The sequence below is a fragment of the Psychrobacter immobilis genome (assembly GCF_904846175.1).
In the GTDB taxonomy this organism is placed as follows: domain Bacteria; phylum Pseudomonadota; class Gammaproteobacteria; order Pseudomonadales; family Moraxellaceae; genus Psychrobacter; species Psychrobacter immobilis_E.
Window position 1 is genome coordinate 233,204 of sequence record NZ_CAJGZM010000003.1, and the last position, 26,583, is coordinate 259,786.

A 26,583-nucleotide genomic window follows, 5' to 3' on the forward strand; every position below is an offset into this window, starting at 1 on the left:
TATCAAAAATGTCATCACTTGGAAAAGTGATCAAGCAAACTAAGACCTTAAAAGTACTGTTTCAAAAAGCTTGATTATAAAAGAACATTAAAAACCATGATCGCCTGATAAAGCTAAATCTAAGGAGTTTGTCGCAAAGTTGTGATCTGGCTGATTTAAAATATCACGGGTGATTTTGCCCGCAGCGATTTCACGCAATGCCAATACAGTAGGCTTGTCGTTATCAACGTCAACCAATGGTTCAGCGATACCTTTGGCTAACTGACGGGCGCGTTTGCTTGCGACCAATACCAGCTCAAAGCGATTATCAACATTATCCAAACAATCTTCAATCGTCACTCGTGCCATAAATAGCTACCTCGGTTGTTTTTATTAGTCACGGAGCTTGCCCGCCACTCAATAAAAATAATATCAAAAATACAAAAGGGGTGATAGTTAGGCATTATAGCATTTTTTGCTTGGGCGCGTGGTTGCTTTTTATATCTGCTGCTACTTATATTGAAGGCGACGCGCGCAATACTTAGATAAGAGGGTAGATAATGCCATTTTAACCTTCGCCTCTTTTTCCGACTACTCTTCTACTTTAGGATTGAGTAAGTTGGTAATGGTGCGATGATAACGCTGCTGTTGGCGTTTAAGGGTTTGTCTGTCAGCAACGATAATGGCTTTTAGCTCAGTCAAGGCCACTTCAAAATTGTCATTAATAATGACAAAATCAAAATGCACATATTGCGCCATCTCAGTGACTGCACCAGACAAACGCTGCTCGATGACTTCTAGCGTATCTTGTGCGCGCGTCGATAGACGTTGACGTAAGGTGGCGATACTTGGCGGCAAGATAAAAATCATCGTCGCATCGGTGAAGATTTTTTTCACTTGCAGCGCCCCTTGCCAATCAATCTCTAGGATAACATCAACGCCAGCTTCCAGTTGCGTACGAACACTTTGCTCTGAGGTGCCATAATAATTGCCAAACACTTCGGCATGTTCTAAAAACTTGCCTTCACCGATAGCCGTGACAAACTTATTAACGTCGGTAAAATGGTAATGATGACCATCAATCTCACCTGGACGCGGTGCGCGCGTGGTGTGCGATACGCTAACCGTCAAGTCATTGGTAGTGGCCAATAATTGCTTTACCAGTGAAGTCTTGCCTGTACCCGAGGCGGCAGTAATAATAAATAATGAACCTGTCATACAGTATTCCCTAATGAAGTGTTTTCTAATGGAGTCTGCTCTGATGCTATGTATTCTAATGAAGCATTTATTAACAAAATATGAGCTGGCAAAATTTATTCTATGTTGCTAATAAAAGACCCAAAACTGTTTTAATAAAGCGCTAAAAACTGGTAAAAAGAAAAAACGCCATCAAGTATGGCGCTAGAGATTTTTATTGATTGTTAATAGATGCCTTATTATAAACTGCTTTTAAGGCTTTTATTTTAATTAGAAAGGGCTTTTTATGACTTAGCCTTATTTATTGTGTGTTTTATGATAAAAAAGTGCTTTGTCAATGTGCGGTAAATTTGAAACATGGCTATTTTCAAAGGCAATAAAAGCAAATTATGCTAAAGTAGAGCATTGATTTTATCCCAAGTTTTGATGTAAAGCAGTTTGACGTTGAGCTTTAACCATAAATTATCTAATGATAGGCCCTATTATGCAAATTTATCTTGCCAATCCACGTGGATTTTGTGCTGGTGTGGATCGCGCGATTGCGATAGTGAACGAAGCATTGACACGTTTTGAGCCACCTATTTATGTGCGCCATGAAGTCGTCCATAATAAATTTGTGGTGTCTGATTTGGCCAATCGCGGTGCAGTTTTTGTTGAAGAGCTGCATGAAGTACCAGACGGCTCGATTGTTATTTTCTCGGCTCATGGCGTCTCAAAAGCCGTTGAAGATGAAGCTGAGCGTCGTGATTTGACCGTATTTGATGCGACTTGTCCATTGGTTACTAAAGTACATATCGAAGTGGCGAAATTTGCCCAAGACGGTATGGATGCGGTATTGATTGGTCATGCAGGACATCCTGAAGTCGAAGGTACCATGGGGCGTTTCAATCGTCGCCATGGTGGTGAAATTCATTTGGTCGAAAATGAAGGCGATGTCGAAGCTTTGAGTGTCCAAAATGCTGAGCACTTAGCCTTTGTTACCCAAACAACTTTGTCGATGGATGATACCGCACGCGTTATTGATGCGCTGCGTGAAAAATTCCCTAGCATTCAAGGTCCGCGCAAAGACGATATCTGCTATGCCACCCAAAATCGTCAAGATGCAGTCAAAGATTTAGCCGGTCGCTGTGAAGTAGTCTTGGTGGTTGGTTCGCCGAATTCGTCGAATTCTAATCGCTTGCGTGAATTGGCTGAGCGCATGGATTGTCGTGCCTATCTGATTGATAATGCCACCGAGATGGATAGACGTTGGTTTGACGGCATACAGAGTGTCGGTGTGACCGCTGGGGCATCAGCGCCTGAGATATTAATCCAAGAGGTGCTGCAGCAGTTGCAAGATTGGGGCGGTGATTTACCGAGCGAGCTGTCAGGTATCGAAGAAAACGTTACTTTTAGTTTGCCGAAAGCTTTACGCATTCCGGTCACGCAAGTAGGTAAGTAGCATGAACAAGCAGAAACAGAAATTCGTCTTGGCAGAAGCCTCTCTTGATGACGTTAATAAGCAATTGAAAATCAATATGTTCACCATTGTCATACTGATATTGGTGCTTTTTATGAATATCGCGCAGTTTATGAGAGATTATAGTCTGCTATATGGGGCGCTTATTGCCATCATGGCTTTTTTTCTATTCGTAATGGCTAAAAGTCGCACATTGCTGATGATGAGAAAACAAGAGCTCAGCAAATAAATGGTGAAGGTAAGCCAAATTTAACCATCAAAACGAAGCTGTTAAAACAAAGCTACCGAATTATCACAGCGGTCAAAAGTACTAAATCAATAAGAAATATTGGATTAAAGATTAAGGGTGTTCATGTCAGCTTATTATCATTTTATCAAACGCGAACAGCAAGAAGACGGTGTCAGCGTTGCCCATTATCAGCCAACCAAGCATGCACAAGGCGCTTGGAATGAGCATGAACAGCATATGGCACCAGTGACAGGTTTGCTTACTGCTGAGCTTAACGGTTATGCCCCGCAGGAAAATATGCGTATTGCCCGTATCAGCCTTGATATTTTAGGCTTGATTCCGCTTGATGACTTTACCATTACCACCCGCTGTATTCGTCCCGGCAGAACGATTGAGCTGGTTGAATCGGTCATGAGCAGCCGTGGTCGTGATGCGATTATTGCGCGCGCATGGCGCTTGATGACGCAAGATACCAGCGAGATTGCCGGACTTGAAGACCAAAAATCCATTCATAAGCCTGAAGAGTTATCGAGTTGGGAAGGTATGAAAGGCTGGCCGGGTGGTTTTATCGAAAGCGTGCGCTTAGTGGCTGCTCCAGACCGTCGTCCTGGTCGTGGCATGGTATGGATCACCAACGATGTCGATATGGTAGAGGGCGTACCTACCGATGACTTGGTGCATCTACTGGGTATGGTCGATACCGCCAATGGCGTCGTACCAAGGCTGGGACTTGGCTTATCAGAATTGCAATGGATGTTCCCTAATACGGATTTGCAAATTCATATGCATCGCGCGCCGCAAGGTAAATGGCTTGGAATTGAAGCCGTGCAACAATACGGTGCTGATGGCATCGGGCTGACCAGCGCCGTGCTGCATGATATCCATGGTCCTTTTGGTCGCAGCGAGCAAATCTTAACGATCCGTCCAATGCCGCGCTAAAAGCTCGCCGCTATTTCATTAAGCACTATTTAATTATGCGCGAATCAATTCATTATCATTGAATGTAATCAATTCACTTTGAAGTTGCAATATTGAGCTAACAGCCGTTTTTATCGCTATTATTGAGATTATCTCCTAGGCAATAAAGTCCTTTTGGTAAATCAAAAATGCGCTTAGTGGTTCTGAAAAATAAAACAAAAGCATGTGGTTAATTAATTATACAAATCAATGCCAATCGGTTGTAATGGTAGCTAATAAGTCAACAAGCACCACAACATCATTACACTGACAGGTTATTATGAAAAAGAATTACCATTTTTCGAACAAACTGACCGCTATTCTAGATTTATTGCTAGAAGCTTATTCAGAATAGATTTTCTGTTTTCATCCATTTGTTTTCAAAGGAGTATCACTATGAGCAATGATATGAGCGATAAAAAATGTCCTTATGCACCAACCCAGCTAACCATGAGCAATGGTGCACCAGTCGCTGATAACCAAAATAGTCTCACCGCAGGCAAACGTGGACCACTATTGGCACAAGATATTTGGCTAAATGAAAAGCTTGGTAACTTTGTTCGCGAAGTGATTCCAGAGCGCCGCATGCATGCTAAAGGTTCTGGCGCTTTTGGTACCTTTACCGTCACCAACGACATTACTAAATATACCCGCGCTGCTATCTTTAGTGAAGTCGGTAAGCAAACGGAAATGTTTGCGCGTTTTAGTACGGTGGCAGGCGAGCGCGGTGCCGCTGATGCCGAGCGTGATATTCGCGGTTTTGCGTTAAAGTTCTATACCGAAGAAGGTAACTGGGACATGGTCGGCAACAATACCCCAGTGTTCTTTTTACGTGACCCACGTAAGTTTCCAGACTTGAACAAAGCAGTCAAACGTGATCCACGTACCAATATGCGCTCAGCAACCAATAACTGGGATTTTTGGACCTTGCTGCCAGAAGCTTTCCATCAGGTCACCATCGTTATGAGTGATCGCGGTCTGCCAGCATCGTATAGACATATGCATGGTTTTGGCTCGCATACCTACAGCTTTTGGAATGAAGCCAATGAGCGTTTTTGGGTCAAATTCCATTTCCGTACACAGCAAGGTATCAAAAACTTAACCGATGCAGAAGCGACAGATGTGGTTGGTATGGATCGTGAAAGTCATCAAAAAGATTTGTATGATGCCATCGAAAATGGCGATTTTCCAAAGTGGAAAATGTATGTGCAAATCATGCCAGAAGCTGAGGCGGACATTGTACCTTATCATCCGTTTGATTTAACCAAAGTATGGCCAAAAGGCGATTATCCGCTGATTGAAGTTGGCGAGTTCGAATTAAACAAAAACTCTGATAACTACTTTGTCGATGTCGAGCAGGCCGCATTTGCCCCAAGTAATTTAGTACCGGGTATCAGCGTTTCACCAGATAAAATGCTACAAAATCGCTTGATTAACTATGCTGATGCGCAGCGTTATCGTGTTGGGGTTAATCACCAGCAGATTCCGGTGAATAAGCCACGTTGCCCTGTGATGAGCAATCATCGCGATGGTCAAGGCCGTGTTGATGATAACTACGGCAGTCGCCCACACTATGAGCCAAACAGCTTTAGCCAATGGCAAGAGCAGCCTGACTATGCTGAGCCGCCACTAAAGATTAACGGCGATGCCGCGCATTATGATTTCCGTGAAGACGATAGCGATTATTTTAGCCAACCTAGAGCGTTGTTTAATTTGATGAGTGCTGAGCAGCAACAAGTGCTATTTGAAAATACTGCTAATAATATGGCAGGTGTACCGGACTTTATTCAGTATCGTCATATTCGTAACTGTAACTGGTGTGATCCTGCATATGGCGAAGGCGTTGCCAAAGCACTAGGCTTAACGGTTGACGAGGCGATGGAAGCTCGCGCATCTGACCCAGCTCGTCATTTGGCCAGCTGCTTATAGTTGATAATTTAATAATGAGTCATTTTTAAGCAAAAGCAGTTTATTAACTAAATATCAAAAAACCGCCTTGGGAAACTAGGGCGGTTTTTTATGGCTAATGATTTTTTTGACTTGGTTTGATTTGTTTGCGCTTGAAATTTTCTTCCGTGCCCCTATTAGTATAAGCAGCCTAACAGTATTTATAGTGTAGTTTCATTAAGCAGATTCGCTAAACTGTTGGTATTTGAAATTTTATGATTAACGTTTGCTGGCAACAGCAGTTTTGGTAACAATAATAGGAGTTTTTATGAGTGAACAAACCCAAGCGGACAATAAAAACGCTAATGACCTTGATGTTAATAAAGACACCCCTGAATTAAAAAAACATACCTTTGAAGCGGAAGTGGCGCAACTGCTGCATTTAGTGACGCATTCGCTTTATTCTAATGCCGATATCTTTGTGCGTGAGTTGGTCTCAAATGCTTCTGATGCCTGTGATAAATTGCGTTTTGAAGCGACCAATGATGACAGTCTGTATGAAGATGATGGTGAGTTAAGAATCCGTATCAATGTTGATGAAGACGCTAAAACCATTACCTTTACCGATAATGGTATCGGCATGAATGAAGCCGATGCGATTGAGAACTTAGGCACGATTGCTAAGTCAGGTACTAAGGCTTTCTTAGATAAATTGTCTGAATCGCAAAAGCAAGATGGTCAATTAATCGGCCAGTTTGGGGTTGGCTTCTACTCAGGCTTTATCGTCGCTGATACCATTAGCGTTGAAACTCGCAAAGCAGGCGAGACTGTCGATAAAGGCGTACGCTGGGTATCTGATGGTACCGGTAGCTTTACCGTTGAGCCAATCACCAAAGAAACTCGCGGTACCGCTATCACTTTGCATCTAAAAGAAGAATATTCAGCAGGCGAAGACAGCTACTTAGACCGTGGCAAAATCAAGCGTTTGGTGAATAAATATTCAGACCATATCAGTCTACCGATTCAGATGCGTAAAGAAGTTTGGCAAGAAGATGAGGTTGAAGAAGGAAGCGACACGCCTGCCAATGGTCAAATGGTCTTAACGGACGAATGGGAAACTATCAATAAGGCCAGCGCGCTATGGACACGTTCAGCCTCTGAGATTGAAGATGATGAGTATGTCGATTTCTACAAAAACATCACCTATGATATGGATGCGCCACTCGCATGGACGCATAACCGTGTCGAAGGCCGTGTTCAGTATACCCAGCTGCTTTATATTCCTAAAAAAGCACCAGTTGATTTATATACTCGTGACCAGCAACATGGTCTAAAGCTTTATGTCAAACGTGTCTTTATTATGGACGAAGCTGAGCAGCTGCTACCGATGTACCTGCGTTTTGTTAAAGGGGTGATTGATTCAGCCGATTTGCCACTAAACGTCAGCCGTGAAATCTTACAAGAATCGCGTGATGTAAAATCAATCCGTGATGGTAACGCCCGTCGTATTTTGACCTTGCTTGCCAGTTTGGCCAATAGCGAAGACAGTGATAAGCAAGAAAAATTTGCCCAGTTCTATAGCGAATTTGGTGATGTTATCAAAGAAGGTCTCGGCGAAGACATGGGCAACCAAGAGCGTATTGCCAAATTGCTTCGTTATGCGACTAGCACTAACGATAAGGTTGAGACCAGCTTTGAAGATTATAAAGGTCGGATGAAAGACGGTCAAAAAGCCATTTATTATCTAACGGCTGATAACTTGGCGGCAGCAAAGAACAGCCCGCAACTTGAGCTATTTAAGAAAAAAGGCATCGAAGTTATTTTGATGACCAGCCGTGTCGATGAATGGGCGATGAACTTCTTAACCTCATTTGATGAGACACCGCTGCAAAATATCGCCAAAGGTGCGGTTGATTTGGGCGACTTGCAGGATGAAGCCGAAAAGGCCGAAGCGGAAAAAGCACAAGAAACCATGAAGCCTGTTGTTGATAAATTAAAAACGGCATTAGGCGAGCGTGCTAAAGACGTCAAAGTATCTACGCGTTTGGTTGATAGTCCAGCATGTCTAGTCATTGGTGAAGGAGAATTGTCACCACAAATGATTCAGATGCTTAAGCAAATGGGGCAGGACGTACCAGAAAGCAAGCCAACGCTTGAGGTCAACCCTGATCACCCATTGATTAAAAAGCTTGAGAGTAGCGAGCAGTCTGACGCTGATTTTGAGAAGCTTGCACAAGTGATTTTTGACCAAGCATTGTTAGCAGATGGTGGTCAATTAGAAGACCCCGCTGCCTATCTAAAACGCGTCAATGAGCTATTGATGAGATAATGTTTAGTGTTTGAATAGAAAGGAGGTCTTGATTCTAAGGCCTCTTTTTTTTAATAAATTTTTAATCAGTATTTAGGGTGTTTTTTAAGTGAATTTTACAAATCAGCCTTATGTTCTTGACCGACAATCCGTTACAATCGCGATAGATTAGCGGGCTAAACTATTAAGTTAGGTTTCTTGCTTTTCAACCCTATTTTATCGTTAATTAATTCTGAAATTGCTACCGATACGCCTTATAAAAATATGTATTTATCGTTTTTCTTTTCAAAGAACACATATTAAAAAGTATTCGTAGCAAAATATTTTATTATTGATTGGCGTTATTTCTCTCGACTGGCTAGAGGTCTAAGTCTTTGTCACTTGCGTCGTTAAAAACTGTTTCGCTTCAGCGCTTCTCGCTCAATTTCGCTGCCAACATTATTGCAACCTTATGGATGTTAGTAGGGTCAACACGGGCGTTTTCTTGGGTAAAACCTACCTTTATCCAGTTTGCAGTTTTCGCCTTATTAGCACTGGGTAGTAATGTGCTTTTTTCGTGGCTGGCAGCAGAAAATGGCAGCGTCTTTAATGAGCAAGGATTGGTCAGCTATTTAATTTGGCCGATGATTATTCTATTGGGCGGCATCATTTTGGCACGCCGCGCGGGTAATCAAGGTCTGGTCTTTGTGCCTGTTATTCTATGGTTGGTTGCCGATACGTTATCGGCGCTGCTACAAAGCCTTGTACAGTTTTTTGGTAGTTATGGTTGGTTGCCCGACTGGAGCTATTCACTTTTGCCTATATTGTTCTTGGTGCTGTTCTTATGGCAAACCTTGGCACTATTATGGATTTTCTCTAGGCGCTTGCGGGTTCCTTGGTGGGAGCGCATTATTGTCATCATAGGGGCGGTGGCATTATTGACCATTTGGCAGCGCAATGTCGCGGATCAGCCGATATTTAAGCAAATCCCTGTTGAGCCGGTATTAGAAGAAGCGGCGTTATACGAGCAGCCAAGATTGCTGCAGCAAGCTTTGAGTAGTATCGATGCGAGTACTCTAGGCAAGACCGACTGGTATTTTATGGGTGTGGCAGGATTCTCAGAGCAAAACGTCTTTCGCTCTGAGATTAATAAAGTACGTGAGCTATTTGATGTGCGTTTTGGCACCAGCGGACACTCCCTATCACTGATTAACAACACCTATAGTTGGTTAGATGAGCCGATTGCTACTAAGACCAGTATATTGCGCGGCTTAAAAACCATCGGTAAGCAGATGAATGCCGATGAAGATGTTTTATTCCTCACATTGTCTTCACACGGTGATGAAAATATCATTCAACTAGAGAATCCGCCATTAGCGATTGATAATTTGGATGTTGCATGGTTACGTGAGGCCTTAGACGCATCCGGTATTCGCTGGCGTGTGATTGTAGTATCCGCGTGCTATTCAGGCTCGTTTATCGATGAGTTGGCGTCTCCAACGACAGTAATCATTACCGCTTCTGCCGCTGACAAGATGTCATTTGGTTGTACCAATAGCGCTGAGATGACCTATTTTGGCCAAGCGTTTTTTGCTGAAAGCTTACGTGGCAATACCAGCTTCGAAGCCGCCTTTAAAGATGCGCGTTTGCGTGTCAATGAGCGTGAGATTGCGATGGGCTTTGAGCCATCAGAGCCGCAAATGGTGATTGGTAGCTTGATGGAAACGGCATTGCCAGCATTTGAGCAAGTGTTGTTTGATAAAGCACGACCGTCATTTGCTAACGTGACTGATAGTTCTGCCGCTGATATTAATTCAGATATGCCAGTGAATATTGCTGCTGCTCCTATTGATTAAGCACGGATTTCTTAATTGCTTAGCTCGTAGTTTCTAAAAGCTAAAAGCTAAAAGCTGAGCGCTTTTAAAACGTCTAAAATGGTACGCTTGTCTTATTAATGATTTGTTATTAACTATTGATTAGCGCTCAACGCTTATTTTATCTTGGATAACAAGGATATTACTTATGAATAATTCTTATAAACACAGTTTATCTACCAGCTCGAAAATCGAGCAGATCAGCGTCAATCGCTGCTTCGATGGCGAGCAGCATTACTATAATCATCAATCAGCGTCGACCAAAACGCCAATGACCTTTAGTATTTATCTGCCCGATGAAGCGCTTGCCGGTCGCCGCTGTCCGGCAGTTTTGTATCTCTCAGGGTTGACCTGTAATGCTGATAACGTCACTCATAAAGCCCATTTCCAACAAAAATGTAGCGAGCTTGGCATGATTTTTATTGCCCCTGATACTTCTCCTAGAAGCAGTGACGGTCACGATGTACCAAACGATGAGCGTTATTTTGTCGGGCAGGGCGCAAGCTACTATGTCGATGCCACGCAATTACCGTGGACAGAACACTTTAATATGCAAAGCTATATCGTTGATGAATTATACGATTTGCTGCGCTCTGAGTTTCCAATTGATAGTATTGGTATCACTGGCCATTCGATGGGCGGTCATGGCGCGTTACTGTTGGGCTTTAAGTTCCCAAGTAAGTTTGTCAGTGTCTCCGCTTTATCGCCTGTTTGTGCGGCCAGTGAGTCAGCATGGGGGCAGGCTGCTTATAGCGAATACTTTGGCGATGACCAATCATTATGGGCGCAAGCCGATGCTTCACAGATGATTGTAGAGGTCGGTCAGCAATATGCCAGTATTTTGGTCGACCAAGGCGCGGCTGATAAATTTTTAATAGAAGGGCAGTTGCAAACCTCTAAGCTACAAGAAGCTTGTAAAAAGGCGCAACAGCCGCTGACGTTACGTTATCAGGCAGGTCATGACCACAGCTATTATTTTATTCAAACCGTCATTAACGACCATATTGAACATCACTGGCGAATGGCGCAGATGAGCTAAGCCCGTTATATAACTTGACAGATGGTTACGCTGATTATTTAACCAAACGCATTTATTGGTATAAAATAGAGCTTGATTGTATATATGCTAAGTAGCCTTAAAGGTAAAGTTTTATGATAAACAGTCTGAAAGCATCGGTAAATGCGGGTGCAACTCATACGCCGAAAACAGCTCAATCATCGCTTTTGACTATGCAAGCTGACATGGCTGCTGCTGTCAAAAATAAACAGCAAGACAGTATTGCGCAAAAAAGCAATCTAAATTCAGATGTCCGTAACGTGAAATCAAACTTTGCAACTGCCGCTAAACAACTCGATGCCGTGCAACTATCGCGGGTGATAGAGATGGCGTGGGAGGACAGAACGCCGTTCGAGGCGATAGAGCATAGCTACGGTCTCGACGAGACGGCAGTCATTAAGCTGATGCGACAAGAACTGAAACCATCGTCTTTTCGCTTATGGCGTCAGCGTGTTACCAATCGTGCCACTAAGCATTTGGCAAAACGTCCGTTTGACGTTGGTCGCGCTTATTGTAAAACCCAGTATAAGCCGCGCTAGTGATTTGAGTTTATTACTTTAATAGCCAGTTATTAACAGCAAATGCTTTAACATCAGTTATTTAACTGCTAACAACATTCATTAAAAACCTTTTTTACTAAACTTTTATACCAACCTCAATTAGGTAGCTCAATTATGATTAGCCCCTCTAAACCGTATCTAATCGCTCCTTCTATTTTATCTGCCGACTTTGCTAGATTAGGCGAAGAAGTAGAGCGGGTATTAGAATCGGGTGCGGATGTCATCCATTTTGACGTAATGGACAACCATTATGTGCCCAATCTGACTTTTGGTAGCATGATATGTCAGGCGCTGCGTGATTACGGTATTGAGGCGCCCATCGATGTGCATCTGATGGTGTCACCAGTTGATAGCATGATTGAGCAGTTTTTAGAAGCGGGTGCCAGCATCATCACCTTCCATCCAGAAGCCAGCGTGCATATTGACCGCTCTTTGCAACTGATTAAAGATGGCGGCGCAGAATGTGGCTTGGTATTAAACCCCGCAACGCCGCTACATTATCTGGACTATGTGATGGACAAGGTTGACCAAATCCTGCTGATGAGCGTTAATCCGGGCTACGGTGGTCAGTCATTTATTGAAGGCACATTAGATAAAGTTCGCCAAGTCCGTCAGCGTATCATTACCAGTGGTCGTGACATCAGGTTAGAAGTAGATGGTGGCATCAAAGCCAGTAATATCCGTGCCATTGCTGAAGCGGGCGCTGATATGTTCGTCGCCGGTTCCGCTATCTTTAACCAAGAAGATTATAAAGTGGCTATCGATGCCATGCGCGCAGAGTTGGCCTTGGCAAATGGCTATTAATCTCCATCTATAGCCATACATATGAATGATAAAGTTATAATGATAGTCAATGAAAAGTCATGCAAAGGTGAAATATGGATACGCAAAAGCCCGTTAACGCAGCAGTACCGCATCAACCTGTGAAAGAGACTGAGTCGCAGCAAGCTAGCTTAGTCCCCAGAGGTATTACCATTGGCATGGCGGCTTTTGCCTTAGTACTCAGTCTGGCAGGCTATGGCTTTCGTCTGATGGTAGGTGATGATACTGGTGAAGTGTTACGCCACGCTGCAGTGATAGTACCCGTATTTATGCTCGGTATTCCGCTGTTGTTTTGGATAGGTTCACGCATATTTAACAAGCTTAAAGGCACGCATATAGAAGGTTGGAATGCCATTAGCTTGGGCTATTTAACGTCTTGTATATCGATGCTATGGTTGATGGGTACCTATAGTTAATTGTTTAGTCACCAAGATAAAACCGCCTTATAGATATAACCTTATCCATATAACGTGGCAATATTTTTTATAAGCGGTTTTTACACACTTCTCAATCATTAAGTCATACGTTGCTAGCGTGACTGGAATTTTACATGCGAATCATGCCGACCAAGATTGCCAACATTATTTATCCAAAAGACTTACCAAATGGCTTATTTACCAGCTTAATTATTGCCTGTTTGCTATTAGGGTTATCCTACCTGCGTCATGGTACGGGGCTGCAAGGTTGGCTGCACGTCTTTGAAAATTGGCTACTCATGCTGATAATAATACCGACGGCCACTGCCACTGTTGCCCTACCGTTTAAATATCGTGATCCTACGCTTGAGCTTAAGTTGACCTATTATCTTGGTATGTTTGTCGCTTTCTTATTTACCTTGGCAAAACTGCGTTATTGGCGTTAAGTATCAGTTTTTGGCGAATAAGCACGAATAAAGTGCATGTATGCAAAAGACTTGGACGCCAGCCCTTGAATTGTAGGCATAAAGCGTCCATTGTATGACTAAGATAGTTTTGCCCGCATGACTGTAAGACGAGCGCTTTAATGAATAACATGACCGCATTTTTACAGATATAAAACGGGATAATAAGGAAAAAATGAATGCCATACGATATTGATAATGACATAGAAGTAGATAGCGACAGTACCGATCAGTTTGCAGGATTTGCCAAAGAAACCACGCTTGAGCTGGTAGAAGCAGATGATGGTCGCTTACTATTACGTGATGCTGAACAAGATGAAGCGCCACTCATGACCATTGATTTTTCTGAAAAGCTTAAAGAAATACTTGGTAGCGATACGCAAGCGATTGGTCAGCATATGATTCATGCCGCGATTCAAGTCATCATGCAAAAGCAGATGAGCCAGTGGCATGCGCATGTGTATGATAAAGAGCCGACACATTATAGTTAATAGCTAATTGGTCTGTGAATTTGCCATAGTGAAGATATAATTAATGCCTCACTAAAATAATAGTTGGTTGAAAATAGGCAATAAAAAAGGGTTTATCAAATGATAAACCCTTTTTTTGTTCAAATAACTTATTTATAGAACGTATTTATAAAAAATACATTCCATAAAAATAGCAATTATTTGATTTTCGCTTCTTTAAAGATCACATGCTGGCGTACTTTTGGATCAAACTTTTTGATTTCCATTTTGCCAGGCATAGTGCGCTTGTTTTTGGTAGTGGTATAGTAATACCCAGTACCAGCGGTCGATACTAACTTAATTTTATCTCTCATGATAGCTTTCCTGTAAATGAGGGGTCTTCAAACGATGGGTACGGATCTAAAAAATTCAGTGGCTACAATGAAGATAGCAGAATAGCAGCTTAAGTAACAAAGATAATCGATGTCCTTAAGCTAGCAGTCGTCACTTATACTTTTTGACCTTGTGCGCGCATATCTGCTAGCACTTTATCGATACCAAGTTTGTCAATGGTGCGCATACCTTTGGTAGACACACGTAGACGTACAAAACGATTTTCAGACTCTACCCAAAAACGATGGTTATGAAGGTTTGGTAGAAAGCGACGACGGGTTTTGTTGTTTGCGTGCGAAACATTATTACCCACCATAGGGCGCTTTCCAGTCACTTGGCAAACTCTAGACATGGCGAACTCCTAATCTATGAGGTATGAGTTTTTCTCATACCAGTCTGGGCAAGTTGCACGTATTTGCGGCATGGACACAGCAAGCGGCAGCTTTGCACCAAACAAAACTATATGAAGGTTGAGCTGATATGACTGTCATCTAAAGGCAAATAACAGGCTAACCAATTCAGAAAATTTTAAAGCCGACATTTATACCATAAAAGTAATGAATACTCAAATATTTTTATGATGAATGTCTGCTTCAACGCGAGCTATTATACCTGAAATGAGCGGGCTATGTGATTGATTATTTAATAGTAGAGATTCATTTTTTAGTTGTAAGTTATAACAAAAGTCAGTAAAGTTGCGGTTATATATTTAATACAATCTGTTAATACAACTGCTATTATTGTAAGTATATGTATCATTGGTATTCTAATATGAAGCCATGTAATGATTATGTATATTTACTCAAATTAATTGCGTCCGCCGCGGAGTTCAAAAATGTCATATAGCTCACTACCACTAACTTCTAAGTTATTTCAACTCACCTTTTTGACTTGTGCGCTAGCATTGGCAGGTTGTGGTGGTGGGGATGGTACCGACGTAATCGCACCTAAACCTGATTTGGGTGTAAATGTAGGTGGTAATGGCGATGGAGGACCGGTTATACCGGTCAGTGAAGTCAATATTACTGCCATTACTTTGTTAGATAGTAATGGAAAGCCAACACGTATTGTTTCTACTTCTTCTGCAACTGCTAAAGTCACTGTCACAGATGCCAAAGGAAATGGACTAAGCGGAGCGCTAGTTACTTTTACTGGCTCAGGGGTTAAGTTCGGTACATCTAATGGTTCTGTTCTTACTAATGGCGATGGCATAGCAACTATTTCTTTAGTACCTTTATCTGTAGATGATACAGGCAGCTACAGTTTATCTACTACAGCGAATTATAATGATATCAGTGCTACATCTGGACAGTATAACTACTCACTACAGCCAATAAGTATAGCATTAGTGAATCTGGCCTCTGGTGAAAGCACACTAGAGTCAGGTGCTTCTACTATTGTTACGCTTCAAACAAGAGATCTAGGAACTAATCAATTTCAAAATGACGTAACAGTTAATTTTTCTGCGACCTGCGGTTCCTTTGAAGCTGCTAGTGTAAGCTCATCTAATCAAGGTAATGTAAGCTCGACTTATAAAGCTATCGATAGTAATGGTAACTTATGTGAGGGTACACAAACGATTACTGCTTCGACAGCCAACAGTACCACCCCATCTCGTAGTATTACTGTTAATATCAGAGCAATTGCAGCAAGTTCTATTGTGTATACTACAGATAAAGCGATTATATTAGGCGCTAAAGATAGTGGTTCATCGTCATCAGGTCAAATAGAGTTTACCGTCTATGCCAATGGTATTCCAGCATCGAATCAACAAGTGGAGCTTAGTTTAGTAAAGTCTCCTAGTGATTTTAGATTCATATCGCAAAATAATCGCAATACTCAAACTATAAAGAGTGATGCTTCAGGAAAAGTAATTGTAAATCTATATCCAGGTAATATACCCGGACCTGTAGAAATAAGTGCAGCATTGAGTGCAAATAAAAACATTTTTGCTTTCACAAAAAATATTGCCGTTGCCACTGGTAGACCTAGTCAAAGTGGTATTACCTTAGCATTAGGTAAAAATGTATTAGTAGATAATTTTATTGACTCTACTAATATCTCTGCTTATTTAACAGATCGTCAAGGAAACTTTGTTCCTGATGGTACTGTGGTGAGCTTTGTTGCTGAAGGGGGTACTATTAGTCCGAACTGTGCTACCTCGGGTGGAAATTGCTCAGTAACCTTTACGTCTCAAAACCCAAGACCTGCAAATGGTCGTGTTAGCGTTATTGCTTATGTAGAGGGAGACAAGGATTACTCTGATCTTAATGGAGATAATACTTATACTGTAGGGATAGATAAACTGCTAGATAACATTGGCGACTTCTTCCGTGACGACAATGAAGATCTTACATATAACCCAGGTGAGTTCGTCTATAAAAGAGGCGAATCTCCAAAAAGTGTCAAAGCAGCTGCTTGTGCGGCAAGTACATTATCTCAGCCCAATTTGCCAAACTTCGTAATGAAAGATAAAGTTGCGACTGAGTGTAACGATTCGTTAGCTACAGTAATACGTAAACAAGTTATTATGGGTCTTGCTAGTGATACGCCGACAATGACCAATTATGGCTTTGATTCTGAGTCTGGAGTTATCTCTTTTGAGATATACGGTAACAGCATGAAAACACTTCCTATGCCTTCTGGTACTACTTTCAGTTTACAAACAAAAGATAATACTGAGAATGAAATAACTTGTGAGCCTGAAATCTTTGATGGGAATCTTACTTTGCCTGGTGTAATGCCTTTGAGTCAAGTTAATGGTACTACCAATCAGAACTTCTTTGCAGGAACTGATATTGTTCGTTACGGAGTATCTACATCAGGTTGTGCGAATGGAGATGAGATTAAGCTAACAGTTACAACACCAGCACCTTCTTCAAAGACTACGACGTTTTCTATAATCTAAATAGCATAAGTTATGCATAAAAAACCCCCAAACCTCGCGTTGGGGGTTTTTGTATTTATAATCTCAATGATTAAATACAAGTAACTCAATCAGCAAAGTTTTGCAAAAGCGATTAGAATAGTCGGTTTCCTATGCTGCTAAGCATATTCAAAGTAAGCAGCACGTTTCATTTTTAATTGGGCGCCTTATGTCAGACAATACCACGACTGCTATAGCAAGCACAAAATCGAGCAAAAATTCTCAAAATGTACTATCTGTTGATGTTATTGATACCGCGACGCTACTGATTAAGTGTCGTGACCAAGCGGGTATCGTGCAAGCGGTATCTGAGTTTATACACCGTTATGGCGGCAATATTATTACTCTTGATCAGTATTCAACCGCTCATGAAGGTGGTCAATATTTTATGCGCTTAGAGTTTGCGTTAGCAGGCTTGAGCGAGATTATGGATAATTTTGAAGCCAGCTTTGGGCATACGGTGGCTAAGCGCCATAATATGGCGTGGCGCTTACATAACAATGCGATTAAAACCAAGGTTGGCATCTTAGTGTCAAAGTTTGATCATGCTTTGTTGGATTTACTATGGCGGCATCAGCGCGGCTTGCTCGATTGCGAGATTACGTCTGTTGTCAGTAATCATGAGGATTTGCGCCAAGCGGTAGAAAACTTCGGTATCACCTTCTATTATGTGCCAGTCACTAAGGATAATAAAGCCGAGGCAGAAGAGCAGATTCATACGTTGATGGCAGGTAATGATTTGTTGGTATTGGCGCGTTATATGCAGATACTATCGTCTGATTTTGTTAAACGTTGGCCGATGCAAGTTATTAATATTCATCACTCGTTTTTGCCCGCATTTGTGGGGGCTGACCCATATCGTCAGGCATATGAAAAGGGAGTTAAGCTGATTGGCGCAACCGCGCACTATGTTACAGCCGAGCTTGATCAAGGGCCTATCATTGAGCAAGACGTCCATCGTGTCACTCACCGACAAGGTGTAACCGAGTTACGCGCTATTGGCCGTGATATAGAGCGTAATGTCTTGGCGCGTGCAGTAAATTGGCATGTACAAAATCGGGTGATTGTAGCGGGTAATAAAACCGTGGTTTTTAATTAGCTTTTTGTTAAAGCGATTTCAAATTAAGAAAAGAGCATTAAGAATATTTAATAAAAAAGCCGCGAGTATTTAATGCTCGCGGCTTTCTCTAACCATATTGCTATTGCAGAACTGGTTTTATAACAGCATCTCTAATACAAACTTGCTACCGACAAAGCCAATTGCTAATAAGATAAAAGCATAAATAGTCATATTTGCGGCACGTTTGCCGCGCCATCCTGCGCGCCAGTTACCCAATAATAATGCACCAAATAGCAGCCACGACAGCATGCTAAATACTGTTTTATGGGCAAGGTGCTGCGCCATCAAGTCTTCTACGTAAACAAAACCAATCCCTAGCGCGATACTTAGCAAGACAAAGCCGACTAATAGCATGTCGAATAATAGACTTTCCATGCTCTGTAGCGATGGCAGTTTATTTACCCAAAAGCGATGAATCGATTGGTGTTTTAGCTCACGTATTTGTTGGCGTAAAAACAGCGCTTGTACTGCCGCCATGAGCAGCACACAATATGCTGCAAGCGATAGTATGATATGAGCCTCAAGCCCCATGCTGATATCGGTAAGTGGACGATAAGGCGCGCGCCCAACATAGCCGATTAACATACCTAACAAAGCGCTCGGTGCTGCCAATATCCCGAGACTAACAATAGGTCGATATAAAGAAAACATGACGTAAAAAAATAAAAAGAACAAGCTGATTAAGCTGATAATGTTAAATAGATTAAAATTTAGCCCGTAAAGGGTAACCACATGCGGATAGAGTAATGCTGCATGTGCCAGCATGCCGACGACCAATAAACCTAAGCTCACGCCTTTATGGATAGGTTTATCCTGAATCAGCGCCCAACCAATGTAGATGCTGACCAAAATATAAACCATGCCAGCCAGTAAAAATGCAAGTTGCAAGATAAAAAACCTCATCTCATGATGAGCGCAAAATCGCCGCTCAATTGAATGCTAAAATGGTATTATCAGAATGATTAGAATAATCATCCAATTTATCATAAAATGGCAAGTAATTGAGTGCCATCTTACGGATTGATTATAAGCACTTGTAGGACAGTAGCGCTAAAATTCAGTATTTATTAGCTTTAAACTTAAGTAGATAGCTTTATTTAATCCTATATTTGCAAACTGTCATTTGTAAAACGACTATAAGCTTTGCAGCACCTTAATGCTATAGTATTGATAATGTGCTGCTTTTTATAATGATTTTTATAAAAACGCCACCTCATATGCTATAGCACCCCTTAATAAAAGTTATCGGCAATCAACACTGAACCAAGTTTCACGACATATTGTTGTCATAGTATTTTTTACCAAAAATTGTTTTCACTAAGAATTATTTTAATTGAGAGTTATTTATGTTTGATACCTTAACAGAACGATTATCGTCGAGCCTGCGTAATATCGTCGGGACTGGGCAGTTAACCGAAGACAATATCAAAGACACCTTGCGCGAAGTGCGCATGGCATTGTTAGAAGCTGACGTCGCACTACCGGTCACTCGTGATTTTGTGAAACGAGTGAAAGAGCAAGCGCTTGGTGCTGAGGTGCTTAAAGAATTGGCGCCAGGTCAGGCATTTGTCAAAATCGTCCATGATGAGCTGACCGAAATGATGGGCAGTGCCAATCAGCAGTTAGAGATGACCGGTAAGCCGCCAGTCGTTTATCTGTTGGCAGGTCTGCAAGGTGCGGGTAAAACCACGACTGCCGGTAAATTAGCAAAGTTTTTACAAGAGCGCCATAAGAAAAAAGTCATGCTGGTATCTGCTGACGTCTACCGTCCAGCGGCGATTGCCCAGCTTGAGCAAGTTGCTGGGCAAGTAAATGCCAAGTTCGTCAATTCAAGTAGCGATGAAAACCCAATTGATATCGCCTTGCGTGCTATCGAAGAAGCGAAAATTCAATATCAAGATATCTTGATTATTGATACCGCAGGTCGTCTGGCCATCGATGAAACCATGATGGATGAAATTAAAGCGTTAACCGCTGCGGTCAATCCTTCTGAGACTTTATTTGTCGTTGATGCGATGACCGGTCAGGATGCGGCTAATACTGCCAAAGCCTTTAACGATGCGCTGCCATTAACGGGCGTTATTTTGACCAAGACTGACGGCGATGCTCGCGGCGGTGCTGCATTATCTGTACGTGCTATCACGGGTAAGCCGATTAAGTTCTTAGGTCGTGGTGAGAAACTTGACGCCCTAGAGTTGTTCCATCCTGAGCGTATCGCCCAACGTATTTTGGGTATGGGTGACGTACTGAGTCTGGTCGAAGAAGTTGAGCAAAAGATTGACCGTGATAAAGCCGAAAAAATGGCGAAAAAGATGCAAAAGGGCGGCGAGTTTGACCTTGAGGATCTATTAACCCAGTTTCAGCAAATGAAAAGCATGGGCGGCATGGCAGGCTTCTTAGATAAAATGCCTGGTATGGGCGGTTCGGACATGCAAAAAGCCGTTGAAGACGCTAAGCCTGAAGAAAAAGTGCGTGAGATGGAAGCATTGATTAATTCAATGACCTCATTTGAGCGCAAAAACCCTGATAAAATCAACCCAAGCCGTAAGCGCCGTATCGCAGCTGGCTCAGGTCGTGAGATTCAAGACGTCAATCGTTTGCTCAAGCAGCACAAGCAAATGGCAAAAATGATGAAAATGATTTCAAAGCCTGAAGGCATCAGTAAAATGATGAAATCGATGCAAGGATTAATGGGTGGTGGCGGAGCAGGTGGCGGAGCAGGTGGTCCATTATTTGGCGGTGGTGGTCAGCAAGGTGGCGTCAAAGATGTGAACCCGCAGCAAATGGCAAAGCAAATGGGACTTGATCCAAACAACATGCCAAGCACTGAAGAGATGCAAAAGCAGATGCAAGAAATGCAAAATCAAGCCCCGAAAGGCTTTAAGAAACGTTTTTAAATAATAGTTACTGCTATTAGTAAAAATTTTTCACCAAAACCTCAAAGCTAAATGGGCTTTGAGGTTTTTTTATGTTTTAACTGCTTAAGTAACTTTCCATAAAGAAACTATTAAAAATTATGAAAAATATAGAAAGTCGGTTAATTAGTCTATCCTAAATGCTATGATAGGCGCTGTTTTATAATGCCAAGTGAATAAGCCGAGGTTGTGATGTTTTTAGCAATGGATACCGTGTTTGATCAGTGTTCGATCGCGATTTTAGATGCCAATGGTCAGGTGCTGTCGAGTCATACTGAGACGGGTAAACGCCAGCAGACCCAGCAAATCCTGCCGATGATTGATTCCGCATTGTCTGAGGCTAAAGTTCGTCTTGCGGACATACAAGCATTGATATTCAACCGCGGTCCTGGCGCATTTAGTGGTATACGAATCAATACGGCAGTGGTGCAAGCGCTATCTGTCGCACATGATATTCCTTGTGTGGGTGTCTCAAGCCTGCAAGCGATTGCCCAATGTGCTTATAAAAAGTACGGCTTGACCAAAGTTCATAGCGCTCTTGATGCGCGTATGCAGCAAGTTTATTTTGGGCAGTACTCAATCATAGGCGATGTAGCAGGCAATGCTATCATGCAGCCAGTGTTGGCTACTGATAGCGATAGCACCGAGCAACTGCTTGATTATGACAGCCAAACAACGCTTAATCTGCCTATCGTCGGTAATGGTGCGGTGTTATTAAAAGCACATGACGGACAAGTATGTTATGAAGATGTTTGGCCGGATGCGGTAGTGATCGGACAAATGGGTATCGCTCAATTCATAAATTCTGGTGGTACCGATGCCGCCAATGCCTTACCAAGATACTTGCGCAATCAGGCGTGGAAAACGCTTAAAGAGCAAGGTAAAGGGTAGTTTAAGCTTTATGAAGTTAAAAGTTGTTTTTAACGACTAAGTATTTAGCATCAAGTAGGCACAAACGATTATAAAAGCAACGATCATATAGGACAGGCAATAGCGCTGTTTTTTTAGGGAAGCAACTGTGGATATACTGTTATTAATCCAAGCGGTCATCATGGGTATCGTTGAAGGTATCACTGAATTTTTACCCATCTCTAGCACTGGCTACTTAATATTATCAGCTGATTTGATGGGCTTTTGGACCAAAGAAAAAGTTGATTTGTTTGTCGTGGTGGTACAGTTTGGCGCCATCTTAGCGGTTATTTACGATTACTGGGGCAGACTGTGGCAAGCCCTTATGGGGCTATTGACTGGTAAAGCGGAAGACATGAGCAATCCAAGACAGTTAGGTTTAAGCTTAATTGTCGCGACCATTCCGGTGATGATTGTTGGCTTTACCTTCGCTGATGAAATTAAGGCATATTTATTTAACCCTATCGTTGTGGCAATTATGCTGATTATCGGTGGTCTATTGATCTTCTATGTCGAGAATCGCCCTAAAACGATTATTGCGCAAGAAGCAGAAGACGTCACTCTAAAAACGGCATTGATGATTGGTTTGATGCAGTGTTTAGCCTTGATACCAGGAACCTCACGCTCAGGTGCGACTATTATTGGCGCACTATGGCTTGGCGTCTCACGTAAGGCTTCTGCTGAGTTTTCTTTCTTTTTGGGTATTCCAGTTATCGTAGGAGCGGCGTTATTAGATTTACTCAAGCATCATGACGTCTTGACCAGTAGCGAAGACTGGTTAGTGCTCGGTATTGGCACTGTAGTTTCATTTATCGTCGCCTTGCTTTGTATTCGCCTATTGGTTGCTTGGGTCAGCCGTCGTGACTTTAAAATCTTTGCATGGCTACGTATTATCACTGGTGTATTGGTACTAATTGCTGCTTGGGGTTTTGGCTATCAAATGGCAGGCTAACTATCATTATGGTTTATGGCTTTGTAAGTCATCAAAGAGAGGGCAGTCATGAGCAGTTTGCAACCAGCATCTAGTAGCTTTACGCATTGCCAACTTGTCTACGTGAGTGAGTTACAGGACGCACAGGTTGAAAACCTGCAAGCACTGATAGCTCAGCATCAACTGCCCATTATTTTAAATCCTGAGTTGTTTACCGAAAAGCTCACTCAAAAACGTCGCCAGCAATTAAGCCAGACAGCTACTCAATCTATCTTGCTGTTGGATGAAAAAAACAAGCTCTCATGGCTGAGTGATGGGTTAAGCGTTGCACCAGAATGGGATAAGCTACAGCGCCGTGTAGTAATTGCAGGACGCAAGTCTGAGCTGTTATTACAAGCTGCCAAAATCACATCGGATAGTACAGTCATTGATGCGACGGCAGGCTTTGGACATGATAGTTTGATATTGGCTAGTACTGGCGCTCAAGTTACCATGCTTGAGCAGCAACCCCTGATGGCGTTGTTGTTGCTAGCTGAGCAGCAGCGTATGCGTGCGCTACCAAATTGGCAAAAGCTAATGAGTCTTCTACAGATTATCAATATCGATGCGCTCAGTTATTTTGCAAAATTACAAACTGATGCGAAAGCAGTTGATGTGGTATATCTGGATCCTATGTTTCCTGAAAACAGTTATCAAGATAGCAAAACGGGTAAAGGTGCTAAAGTTGGTAAGCATATGCAAGCACTGAATCAATTGGCGCGTCCGCCAACCTCAGACGAAGAGCGACAATTGCTACAATCTGCACAAGCAGTTGTCAGTCAAAGTGCCCAAACATCTGGCCGCGTGGTCGTCAAGCGTCCGCAGTTGGCACCGTTACTTGCTAACCAACAACCAAGTGAGAGCTGGCATAACGAAGCAGTACGTTTTGACGGTTATTTTGTTTGATGGTTGTTATTTTAAAAGGTGTTTTTCCATAGCTAATTTTTTACGATACAAACGCTACTGATTTGTTGAGCTTAGAAGTCGCAGTTAAAAATTTTATATTTGCCAAGTTTGGATTTGTTGAATTTAGGAGCAGGGAATGTCAACGCTAATCATATGGATGATGGGTGCAGGTTTATTATTAATCAATATTGTTCTACGTACGCGGATATTAAGACTGGAAGCGCGTCTCAAAGAGTTTAGTCGTCCTGAGGATTATTTAGCGTTTTTGCGTGAGCAAACCAAACAAAAAGAAAAGGTTCCTGCCATTAAAGCTTTACGCAAACAATATCCTGAGTTGTCGCTCATCGAAGCCAATAAATTGTGGCAACAAATCCAGTAGCTAGCCGATTTATTAACCAATCAATCTAATAGCTGCAGAAAAAGCAGGTAAACAGATATCCAAAATATTCTATCAATGATAATTAAAATACCATGACATTTAACGACAAACTACAAGCATACCTGCAGCTGACGCGCTTTGACAAGCCAGTAGGTATTGAGCTCTTACTATGGCCAACACTGTGGGGTGTGATGCTGGCTGCCATGGGTCATGCGCAGCAGCAAGGGGCAAGTGCAGGTCTGCCAAGTCTCAAGATATTGCTGATATTTGCGTTGGGCGCGATTTTTATGCGGGCGGCGGGCTGTGCGATCAATGACTTTGCTGATCGCAAGGTTGATGGTCATGTCAGCCGTACCAAAGGACGCCCACTAGCAGACGGACGCTTGTCTGCTAAAGAAGCCATTGCTGCTTTTTTGGTATTGGTATTACTGAGTGCCAGTTTGCTGTTCTTTTTGCCTGTTGTCGTCTTCTACTGGTCGCTTGGCGCCGTCATATTGGCGTTTATTTATCCATTCATGAAACGTTTTACCCATTTGCCGCAAGTTTTTTTAGCGGCAGCTTTTGGTTGGGCGATACCAATGGCATATGTCGCTATACAAGGCGCACCTGATATCTGGTGTTGGCTGTTGTTTATTGCTTATATGTGTTGGACAGTAGCTTATGATACCCAGTATGCCATGGCGGATCGTGAGGACGATTTAAAGATTGGGGTCAAATCTACGGCCATATTATTTGGCCACTACGATGTGATTATCATCTCACTGCTACAAACCGTATTTTTACTTATTATGGGTGCGGTCATGTGGCATTATTTTGCGCCAACCAGTGTAGGTGTGATACCCGTATTTGGTTTGGCGCTAGTGGCGATGATGTTTGCTAAGCAAAACAGCGCTTGTGCCAGTCGTCATGCTATGGCCTGCTTTCAGGCATTTTTAGCCAATATATGGGTAGGGCGTTACGTCTTTGCTCTTATCGCAATCGCTTGTCTATGGACGACTTTTAATGGATAACTTTAAGAAGCTCTCAAAGTCAAAAGTGAAAAGGAGTGCGGCTATTAATGCGCCAGTCATCGATTATCAAGCAAAGCTGGCTGAGCATGGCTTAACCCGTGAGCAAGTCATTGCGACCGAGCGTAAATTAGCAAAGTTTGCCAATACCATGGATTCTCTTGTGCGGATTCCTTTTACCAAGCAAGGCATGGGCGCTGATGCAGCGCTCTCGACCATTCCGCTGGCCGGAGATTTGGCAGGACTGGCTCTGACCAGTTATGCTTTCATATTAGGTCGGCAGTTAGGCGTACCGGCGCATAAAATGACGCCAGCTGTTAGATTGGCACTGATTGATATGGTGGTTGGTATCGTACCTGGGATTGGTACAGTACTTGATATCTTTATTCGTCCCAGTCGTAAGACATTGAGTATCGTACATGAGCATTTACACGATGAATACGGTATCACCGAAACCATGCATATGGATCGGCCATTTTTGCATCAATCATTAGAAGATAAGCAACAACAAAGCCGTTTTGCGTTCTTTTGGCGTAATCCTGTCGTTGCTTGGCTATATTTGCATATTCCTGATCTGCTTGGATTAGTCGTTATTGTAGTGATTGGTTGGGGCTTATGGGCGGCGATAAGCTGGCTAGTTAGTCTATTTGGCAAGACCACTGGCTTTGGCTAAAGACAAACCAAAGCAAAAAAGGCGGCAAGCATTAATAATATTTGTCGCCTTTTTTAATGCTTAAATTACTACCTTTAAATGGTTCTAAGCCAAATTTTTATTGATAACATTATTCGGTGATGACTTCTGCTTCTACACTGATGGCCTCAAAGCTGGTTGTTTTATTATTTTGAATAAGGTCAATGCTGCTACCACCGCCATGACTAACCAGCTGAATACTGCCATCGCTTGAGCGGTAAGTAGGGTTATTGCCTTGACCTTCTGGCGCACTCAAAGTCATTTTTGGTTTATTGGGAAGGGTGACGATAGCGTTAAGCACGCCTTTTTCTGAGGTCTCAAAAATGACAAATAACGTCTCACCGCTGGCGCTGCGATAGTTGACATCGGTGATTTGTGCGCCTTTAATAGCTTGTTCTGGATTGGGCGCTATCGCAGCACTATTTGCTGAAGTATCTGCTGCGCCAAGCTCATTTTCCAATACACTTAAGCTCATATCTGCTTCTGTATTAACAGCAGACTTAGCAGTATCTTCATCAGCAACTTTCGGTACATTAATATTCGAGCTTACTGGCGTCGTTTGGGTGGTTGTGTCAGCAGAATTCTCATTAACGGTCTCAGGTTCTGGCGTCTTTTGGCAAGCACTCAGTAGTGACAGGCTTAAAAGAGTAATAGAAATTGTTTTAAAGAATGGTTTTGATTTTACTAAGTTAGAAATATCGGTTTTCATAATAGACAGCTATCCATTGAT

General features: G+C 42.4%; 27 protein-coding genes. 21 read left to right on the forward strand and 6 right to left on the reverse strand.

Translation table 11 applies throughout. The features are described 5' to 3' along the window. Positions 1–87: 87 nt before the first annotated feature. Positions 88–348: a DNA-directed RNA polymerase subunit omega gene (gene rpoZ, locus JMW39_RS05580; RefSeq protein WP_201544652.1), complete on the reverse strand. Its 261-nt coding sequence runs from the start codon at positions 346–348 to the stop codon at positions 88–90. A gap of 222 nt (positions 349–570) precedes the next feature. Continuing rightward, entirely contained in the window at positions 571–1,197 is a 627-nt protein-coding gene (gene gmk, locus JMW39_RS05585) for a guanylate kinase (RefSeq protein WP_201544653.1), read from the reverse strand. A 463-nt stretch (positions 1,198–1,660) separates the two neighbouring features. Between gmk and ispH the strand changes: the two genes are divergently transcribed. The 12 genes from ispH to JMW39_RS05645 all read left to right on the forward strand — a co-directional run bounded on the left by ispH (position 1,661) and on the right by JMW39_RS05645 (position 13,679). Then, positions 1,661–2,617 carry a 4-hydroxy-3-methylbut-2-enyl diphosphate reductase gene (ispH, locus tag JMW39_RS05590; RefSeq protein WP_201544654.1) on the forward strand — a complete coding sequence of 319 codons (957 nt, stop codon included), beginning with the start codon at positions 1,661–1,663 and terminating at the stop codon, positions 2,615–2,617. A gap of 1 nt (position 2,618) precedes the next feature. Further along, a complete protein-coding gene (locus tag JMW39_RS05595) occupies positions 2,619–2,864 on the forward strand; it encodes a hypothetical protein (RefSeq protein ID WP_201544655.1) in 246 nt (81 codons plus the stop codon). 123 nt (positions 2,865–2,987) lie between these two features. After that, positions 2,988–3,803: a thioesterase family protein gene (locus JMW39_RS05600; RefSeq protein WP_201544657.1), complete on the forward strand. Its 816-nt coding sequence runs from the start codon at positions 2,988–2,990 to the stop codon at positions 3,801–3,803. 414 nt (positions 3,804–4,217) lie between these two features. After that, positions 4,218–5,750, forward strand: coding sequence for a catalase (locus JMW39_RS05605; protein ID WP_320157912.1), 1,533 nt, complete (start codon positions 4,218–4,220; stop codon positions 5,748–5,750). A gap of 286 nt (positions 5,751–6,036) precedes the next feature. Continuing rightward, the gene (gene htpG / locus JMW39_RS05610) at positions 6,037–8,037 is read left to right on the forward strand and encodes a molecular chaperone HtpG (RefSeq protein WP_201544659.1); all 2,001 of its coding nucleotides are present in this window, start codon (positions 6,037–6,039) and stop codon (positions 8,035–8,037) included. A gap of 353 nt (positions 8,038–8,390) precedes the next feature. Then, positions 8,391–9,851, forward strand: coding sequence for a C13 family peptidase (locus JMW39_RS05615; RefSeq protein WP_201544661.1), 1,461 nt, complete (start codon positions 8,391–8,393; stop codon positions 9,849–9,851). Positions 9,852–10,017: 166 nt separating this feature from the next. Further along, positions 10,018–10,908 carry an S-formylglutathione hydrolase gene (gene fghA, locus JMW39_RS05620; RefSeq protein ID WP_201544663.1) on the forward strand — a complete coding sequence of 297 codons (891 nt, stop codon included), beginning with the start codon at positions 10,018–10,020 and terminating at the stop codon, positions 10,906–10,908. A gap of 320 nt (positions 10,909–11,228) precedes the next feature. Then, positions 11,229–11,465 (forward strand): TIGR03643 family protein, encoded by a 237-nt coding sequence (locus JMW39_RS13360; protein ID WP_320157914.1) that lies wholly within the window; start codon positions 11,229–11,231, stop codon positions 11,463–11,465. 135 nt (positions 11,466–11,600) lie between these two features. Further along, positions 11,601–12,290, forward strand: a complete 690-nt coding sequence (gene rpe / locus JMW39_RS05630) for a ribulose-phosphate 3-epimerase (protein WP_201544665.1) — start codon at positions 11,601–11,603, stop codon at positions 12,288–12,290. A 74-nt stretch (positions 12,291–12,364) separates the two neighbouring features. Further along, positions 12,365–12,724, forward strand: coding sequence for a hypothetical protein (locus JMW39_RS05635; protein ID WP_201544673.1), 360 nt, complete (start codon positions 12,365–12,367; stop codon positions 12,722–12,724). Between the two features lie 134 nt (positions 12,725–12,858). After that, positions 12,859–13,170, forward strand: coding sequence for a hypothetical protein (locus JMW39_RS05640; RefSeq protein ID WP_201544675.1), 312 nt, complete (start codon positions 12,859–12,861; stop codon positions 13,168–13,170). A gap of 197 nt (positions 13,171–13,367) precedes the next feature. Further along, positions 13,368–13,679 carry a hypothetical protein gene (locus JMW39_RS05645; protein WP_201544677.1) on the forward strand — a complete coding sequence of 104 codons (312 nt, stop codon included), beginning with the start codon at positions 13,368–13,370 and terminating at the stop codon, positions 13,677–13,679. 176 nt (positions 13,680–13,855) lie between these two features. On the opposite strand, the gene rpmG is transcribed toward JMW39_RS05645, so the two are convergent. Together rpmG and rpmB are read right to left on the reverse strand one after the other, a co-directional pair. After that, positions 13,856–14,011, reverse strand: a complete 156-nt coding sequence (rpmG, locus tag JMW39_RS05650) for a 50S ribosomal protein L33 (protein ID WP_010201403.1) — start codon at positions 14,009–14,011, stop codon at positions 13,856–13,858. Between the two features lie 134 nt (positions 14,012–14,145). Further along, positions 14,146–14,382, reverse strand: coding sequence for a 50S ribosomal protein L28 (rpmB, locus tag JMW39_RS05655; RefSeq protein WP_010201401.1), 237 nt, complete (start codon positions 14,380–14,382; stop codon positions 14,146–14,148). A gap of 483 nt (positions 14,383–14,865) precedes the next feature. Here rpmB and JMW39_RS05660 point away from each other — a divergent pair, with 483 nt between their 5' ends. Continuing rightward, positions 14,866–16,938, forward strand: a complete 2,073-nt coding sequence (locus JMW39_RS05660) for an Ig-like domain-containing protein (RefSeq protein ID WP_201544679.1) — start codon at positions 14,866–14,868, stop codon at positions 16,936–16,938. 187 nt (positions 16,939–17,125) lie between these two features. Next, positions 17,126–18,055: a formyltetrahydrofolate deformylase gene (gene purU, locus JMW39_RS05665; protein WP_227679403.1), complete on the forward strand. Its 930-nt coding sequence runs from the start codon at positions 17,126–17,128 to the stop codon at positions 18,053–18,055. 117 nt (positions 18,056–18,172) lie between these two features. On the opposite strand, the gene JMW39_RS05670 is transcribed toward purU, so the two are convergent. Then, positions 18,173–18,979 carry an inner membrane protein YpjD gene (locus JMW39_RS05670; protein WP_201544688.1) on the reverse strand — a complete coding sequence of 269 codons (807 nt, stop codon included), beginning with the start codon at positions 18,977–18,979 and terminating at the stop codon, positions 18,173–18,175. Positions 18,980–19,422: 443 nt separating this feature from the next. Between JMW39_RS05670 and ffh the strand changes: the two genes are divergently transcribed. The 7 genes from ffh to JMW39_RS05705 all read left to right on the forward strand — a co-directional run bounded on the left by ffh (position 19,423) and on the right by JMW39_RS05705 (position 25,835). Beyond that, positions 19,423–20,973 (forward strand): signal recognition particle protein, encoded by a 1,551-nt coding sequence (ffh, locus tag JMW39_RS05675; protein WP_201544690.1) that lies wholly within the window; start codon positions 19,423–19,425, stop codon positions 20,971–20,973. A gap of 210 nt (positions 20,974–21,183) precedes the next feature. Continuing rightward, positions 21,184–21,882, forward strand: coding sequence for a tRNA (adenosine(37)-N6)-threonylcarbamoyltransferase complex dimerization subunit type 1 TsaB (tsaB, locus tag JMW39_RS05680; RefSeq protein WP_201544970.1), 699 nt, complete (start codon positions 21,184–21,186; stop codon positions 21,880–21,882). Between the two features lie 127 nt (positions 21,883–22,009). Next, a complete protein-coding gene (locus JMW39_RS05685; RefSeq protein WP_201544692.1) occupies positions 22,010–22,852 on the forward strand; it encodes an undecaprenyl-diphosphate phosphatase in 843 nt (280 codons plus the stop codon). A 48-nt stretch (positions 22,853–22,900) separates the two neighbouring features. Then, positions 22,901–23,776, forward strand: a complete 876-nt coding sequence (locus JMW39_RS05690) for a class I SAM-dependent methyltransferase (RefSeq protein WP_201544694.1) — start codon at positions 22,901–22,903, stop codon at positions 23,774–23,776. Positions 23,777–23,912: 136 nt separating this feature from the next. Further along, complete coding sequence (locus JMW39_RS05695) at positions 23,913–24,155, forward strand: hypothetical protein (RefSeq protein ID WP_201544696.1); 243 nt, start codon at positions 23,913–23,915, stop codon at positions 24,153–24,155. Positions 24,156–24,247: 92 nt separating this feature from the next. After that, complete coding sequence (gene ubiA / locus JMW39_RS05700) at positions 24,248–25,165, forward strand: 4-hydroxybenzoate octaprenyltransferase (RefSeq protein WP_201544698.1); 918 nt, start codon at positions 24,248–24,250, stop codon at positions 25,163–25,165. After that, positions 25,158–25,835 carry a DUF4112 domain-containing protein gene (locus tag JMW39_RS05705; protein WP_201544700.1) on the forward strand — a complete coding sequence of 226 codons (678 nt, stop codon included), beginning with the start codon at positions 25,158–25,160 and terminating at the stop codon, positions 25,833–25,835. The genes ubiA and JMW39_RS05705 overlap by 8 nt, the downstream gene beginning before the upstream one ends. A gap of 109 nt (positions 25,836–25,944) precedes the next feature. Here the strand turns inward: JMW39_RS05705 and JMW39_RS05710 are convergent, their stop codons facing one another. Continuing rightward, positions 25,945–26,562, reverse strand: a complete 618-nt coding sequence (locus JMW39_RS05710) for a hypothetical protein (RefSeq protein WP_227679405.1) — start codon at positions 26,560–26,562, stop codon at positions 25,945–25,947. Positions 26,563–26,583 lie beyond the last annotated feature (21 nt).

Bases quoted from the DNA above. Each gene is read 5' to 3' on its own strand.
- rpoZ (WP_201544652.1), bottom strand. From the start codon at position 348: ATGGCACGAGTGACGATTGAAGATTGTTTGGATAATGTTGATAATCGC.
- gmk (WP_201544653.1), bottom strand. From the start codon at position 1,197: ATGACAGGTTCATTATTTATTATTACTGCCGCCTCGGGTACAGGCAAG.
- ispH (WP_201544654.1), top strand. From the start codon at position 1,661: ATGCAAATTTATCTTGCCAATCCACGTGGATTTTGTGCTGGTGTGGAT.
- JMW39_RS05595 (WP_201544655.1), top strand. From the start codon at position 2,619: ATGAACAAGCAGAAACAGAAATTCGTCTTGGCAGAAGCCTCTCTTGAT.
- JMW39_RS05600 (WP_201544657.1), top strand. From the start codon at position 2,988: ATGTCAGCTTATTATCATTTTATCAAACGCGAACAGCAAGAAGACGGT.
- JMW39_RS05605 (WP_320157912.1), top strand. From the start codon at position 4,218: ATGAGCAATGATATGAGCGATAAAAAATGTCCTTATGCACCAACCCAG.
- htpG (WP_201544659.1), top strand. From the start codon at position 6,037: ATGAGTGAACAAACCCAAGCGGACAATAAAAACGCTAATGACCTTGAT.
- fghA (WP_201544663.1), top strand. From the start codon at position 10,018: ATGAATAATTCTTATAAACACAGTTTATCTACCAGCTCGAAAATCGAG.
- rpe (WP_201544665.1), top strand. From the start codon at position 11,601: ATGATTAGCCCCTCTAAACCGTATCTAATCGCTCCTTCTATTTTATCT.
- JMW39_RS05635 (WP_201544673.1), top strand. From the start codon at position 12,365: ATGGATACGCAAAAGCCCGTTAACGCAGCAGTACCGCATCAACCTGTG.
- JMW39_RS05640 (WP_201544675.1), top strand. From the start codon at position 12,859: ATGCGAATCATGCCGACCAAGATTGCCAACATTATTTATCCAAAAGAC.
- JMW39_RS05645 (WP_201544677.1), top strand. From the start codon at position 13,368: ATGCCATACGATATTGATAATGACATAGAAGTAGATAGCGACAGTACC.
- rpmG (WP_010201403.1), bottom strand. From the start codon at position 14,011: ATGAGAGATAAAATTAAGTTAGTATCGACCGCTGGTACTGGGTATTAC.
- rpmB (WP_010201401.1), bottom strand. From the start codon at position 14,382: ATGTCTAGAGTTTGCCAAGTGACTGGAAAGCGCCCTATGGTGGGTAAT.
- JMW39_RS05660 (WP_201544679.1), top strand. From the start codon at position 14,866: ATGTCATATAGCTCACTACCACTAACTTCTAAGTTATTTCAACTCACC.
- purU (WP_227679403.1), top strand. From the start codon at position 17,126: ATGTCAGACAATACCACGACTGCTATAGCAAGCACAAAATCGAGCAAA.
- JMW39_RS05670 (WP_201544688.1), bottom strand. From the start codon at position 18,979: ATGAGGTTTTTTATCTTGCAACTTGCATTTTTACTGGCTGGCATGGTT.
- ffh (WP_201544690.1), top strand. From the start codon at position 19,423: ATGTTTGATACCTTAACAGAACGATTATCGTCGAGCCTGCGTAATATC.
- tsaB (WP_201544970.1), top strand. From the start codon at position 21,184: ATGTTTTTAGCAATGGATACCGTGTTTGATCAGTGTTCGATCGCGATT.
- JMW39_RS05690 (WP_201544694.1), top strand. From the start codon at position 22,901: ATGAGCAGTTTGCAACCAGCATCTAGTAGCTTTACGCATTGCCAACTT.
- JMW39_RS05695 (WP_201544696.1), top strand. From the start codon at position 23,913: ATGTCAACGCTAATCATATGGATGATGGGTGCAGGTTTATTATTAATC.
- ubiA (WP_201544698.1), top strand. From the start codon at position 24,248: ATGACATTTAACGACAAACTACAAGCATACCTGCAGCTGACGCGCTTT.
- JMW39_RS05705 (WP_201544700.1), top strand. From the start codon at position 25,158: ATGGATAACTTTAAGAAGCTCTCAAAGTCAAAAGTGAAAAGGAGTGCG.
- JMW39_RS05710 (WP_227679405.1), bottom strand. From the start codon at position 26,562: ATGAAAACCGATATTTCTAACTTAGTAAAATCAAAACCATTCTTTAAA.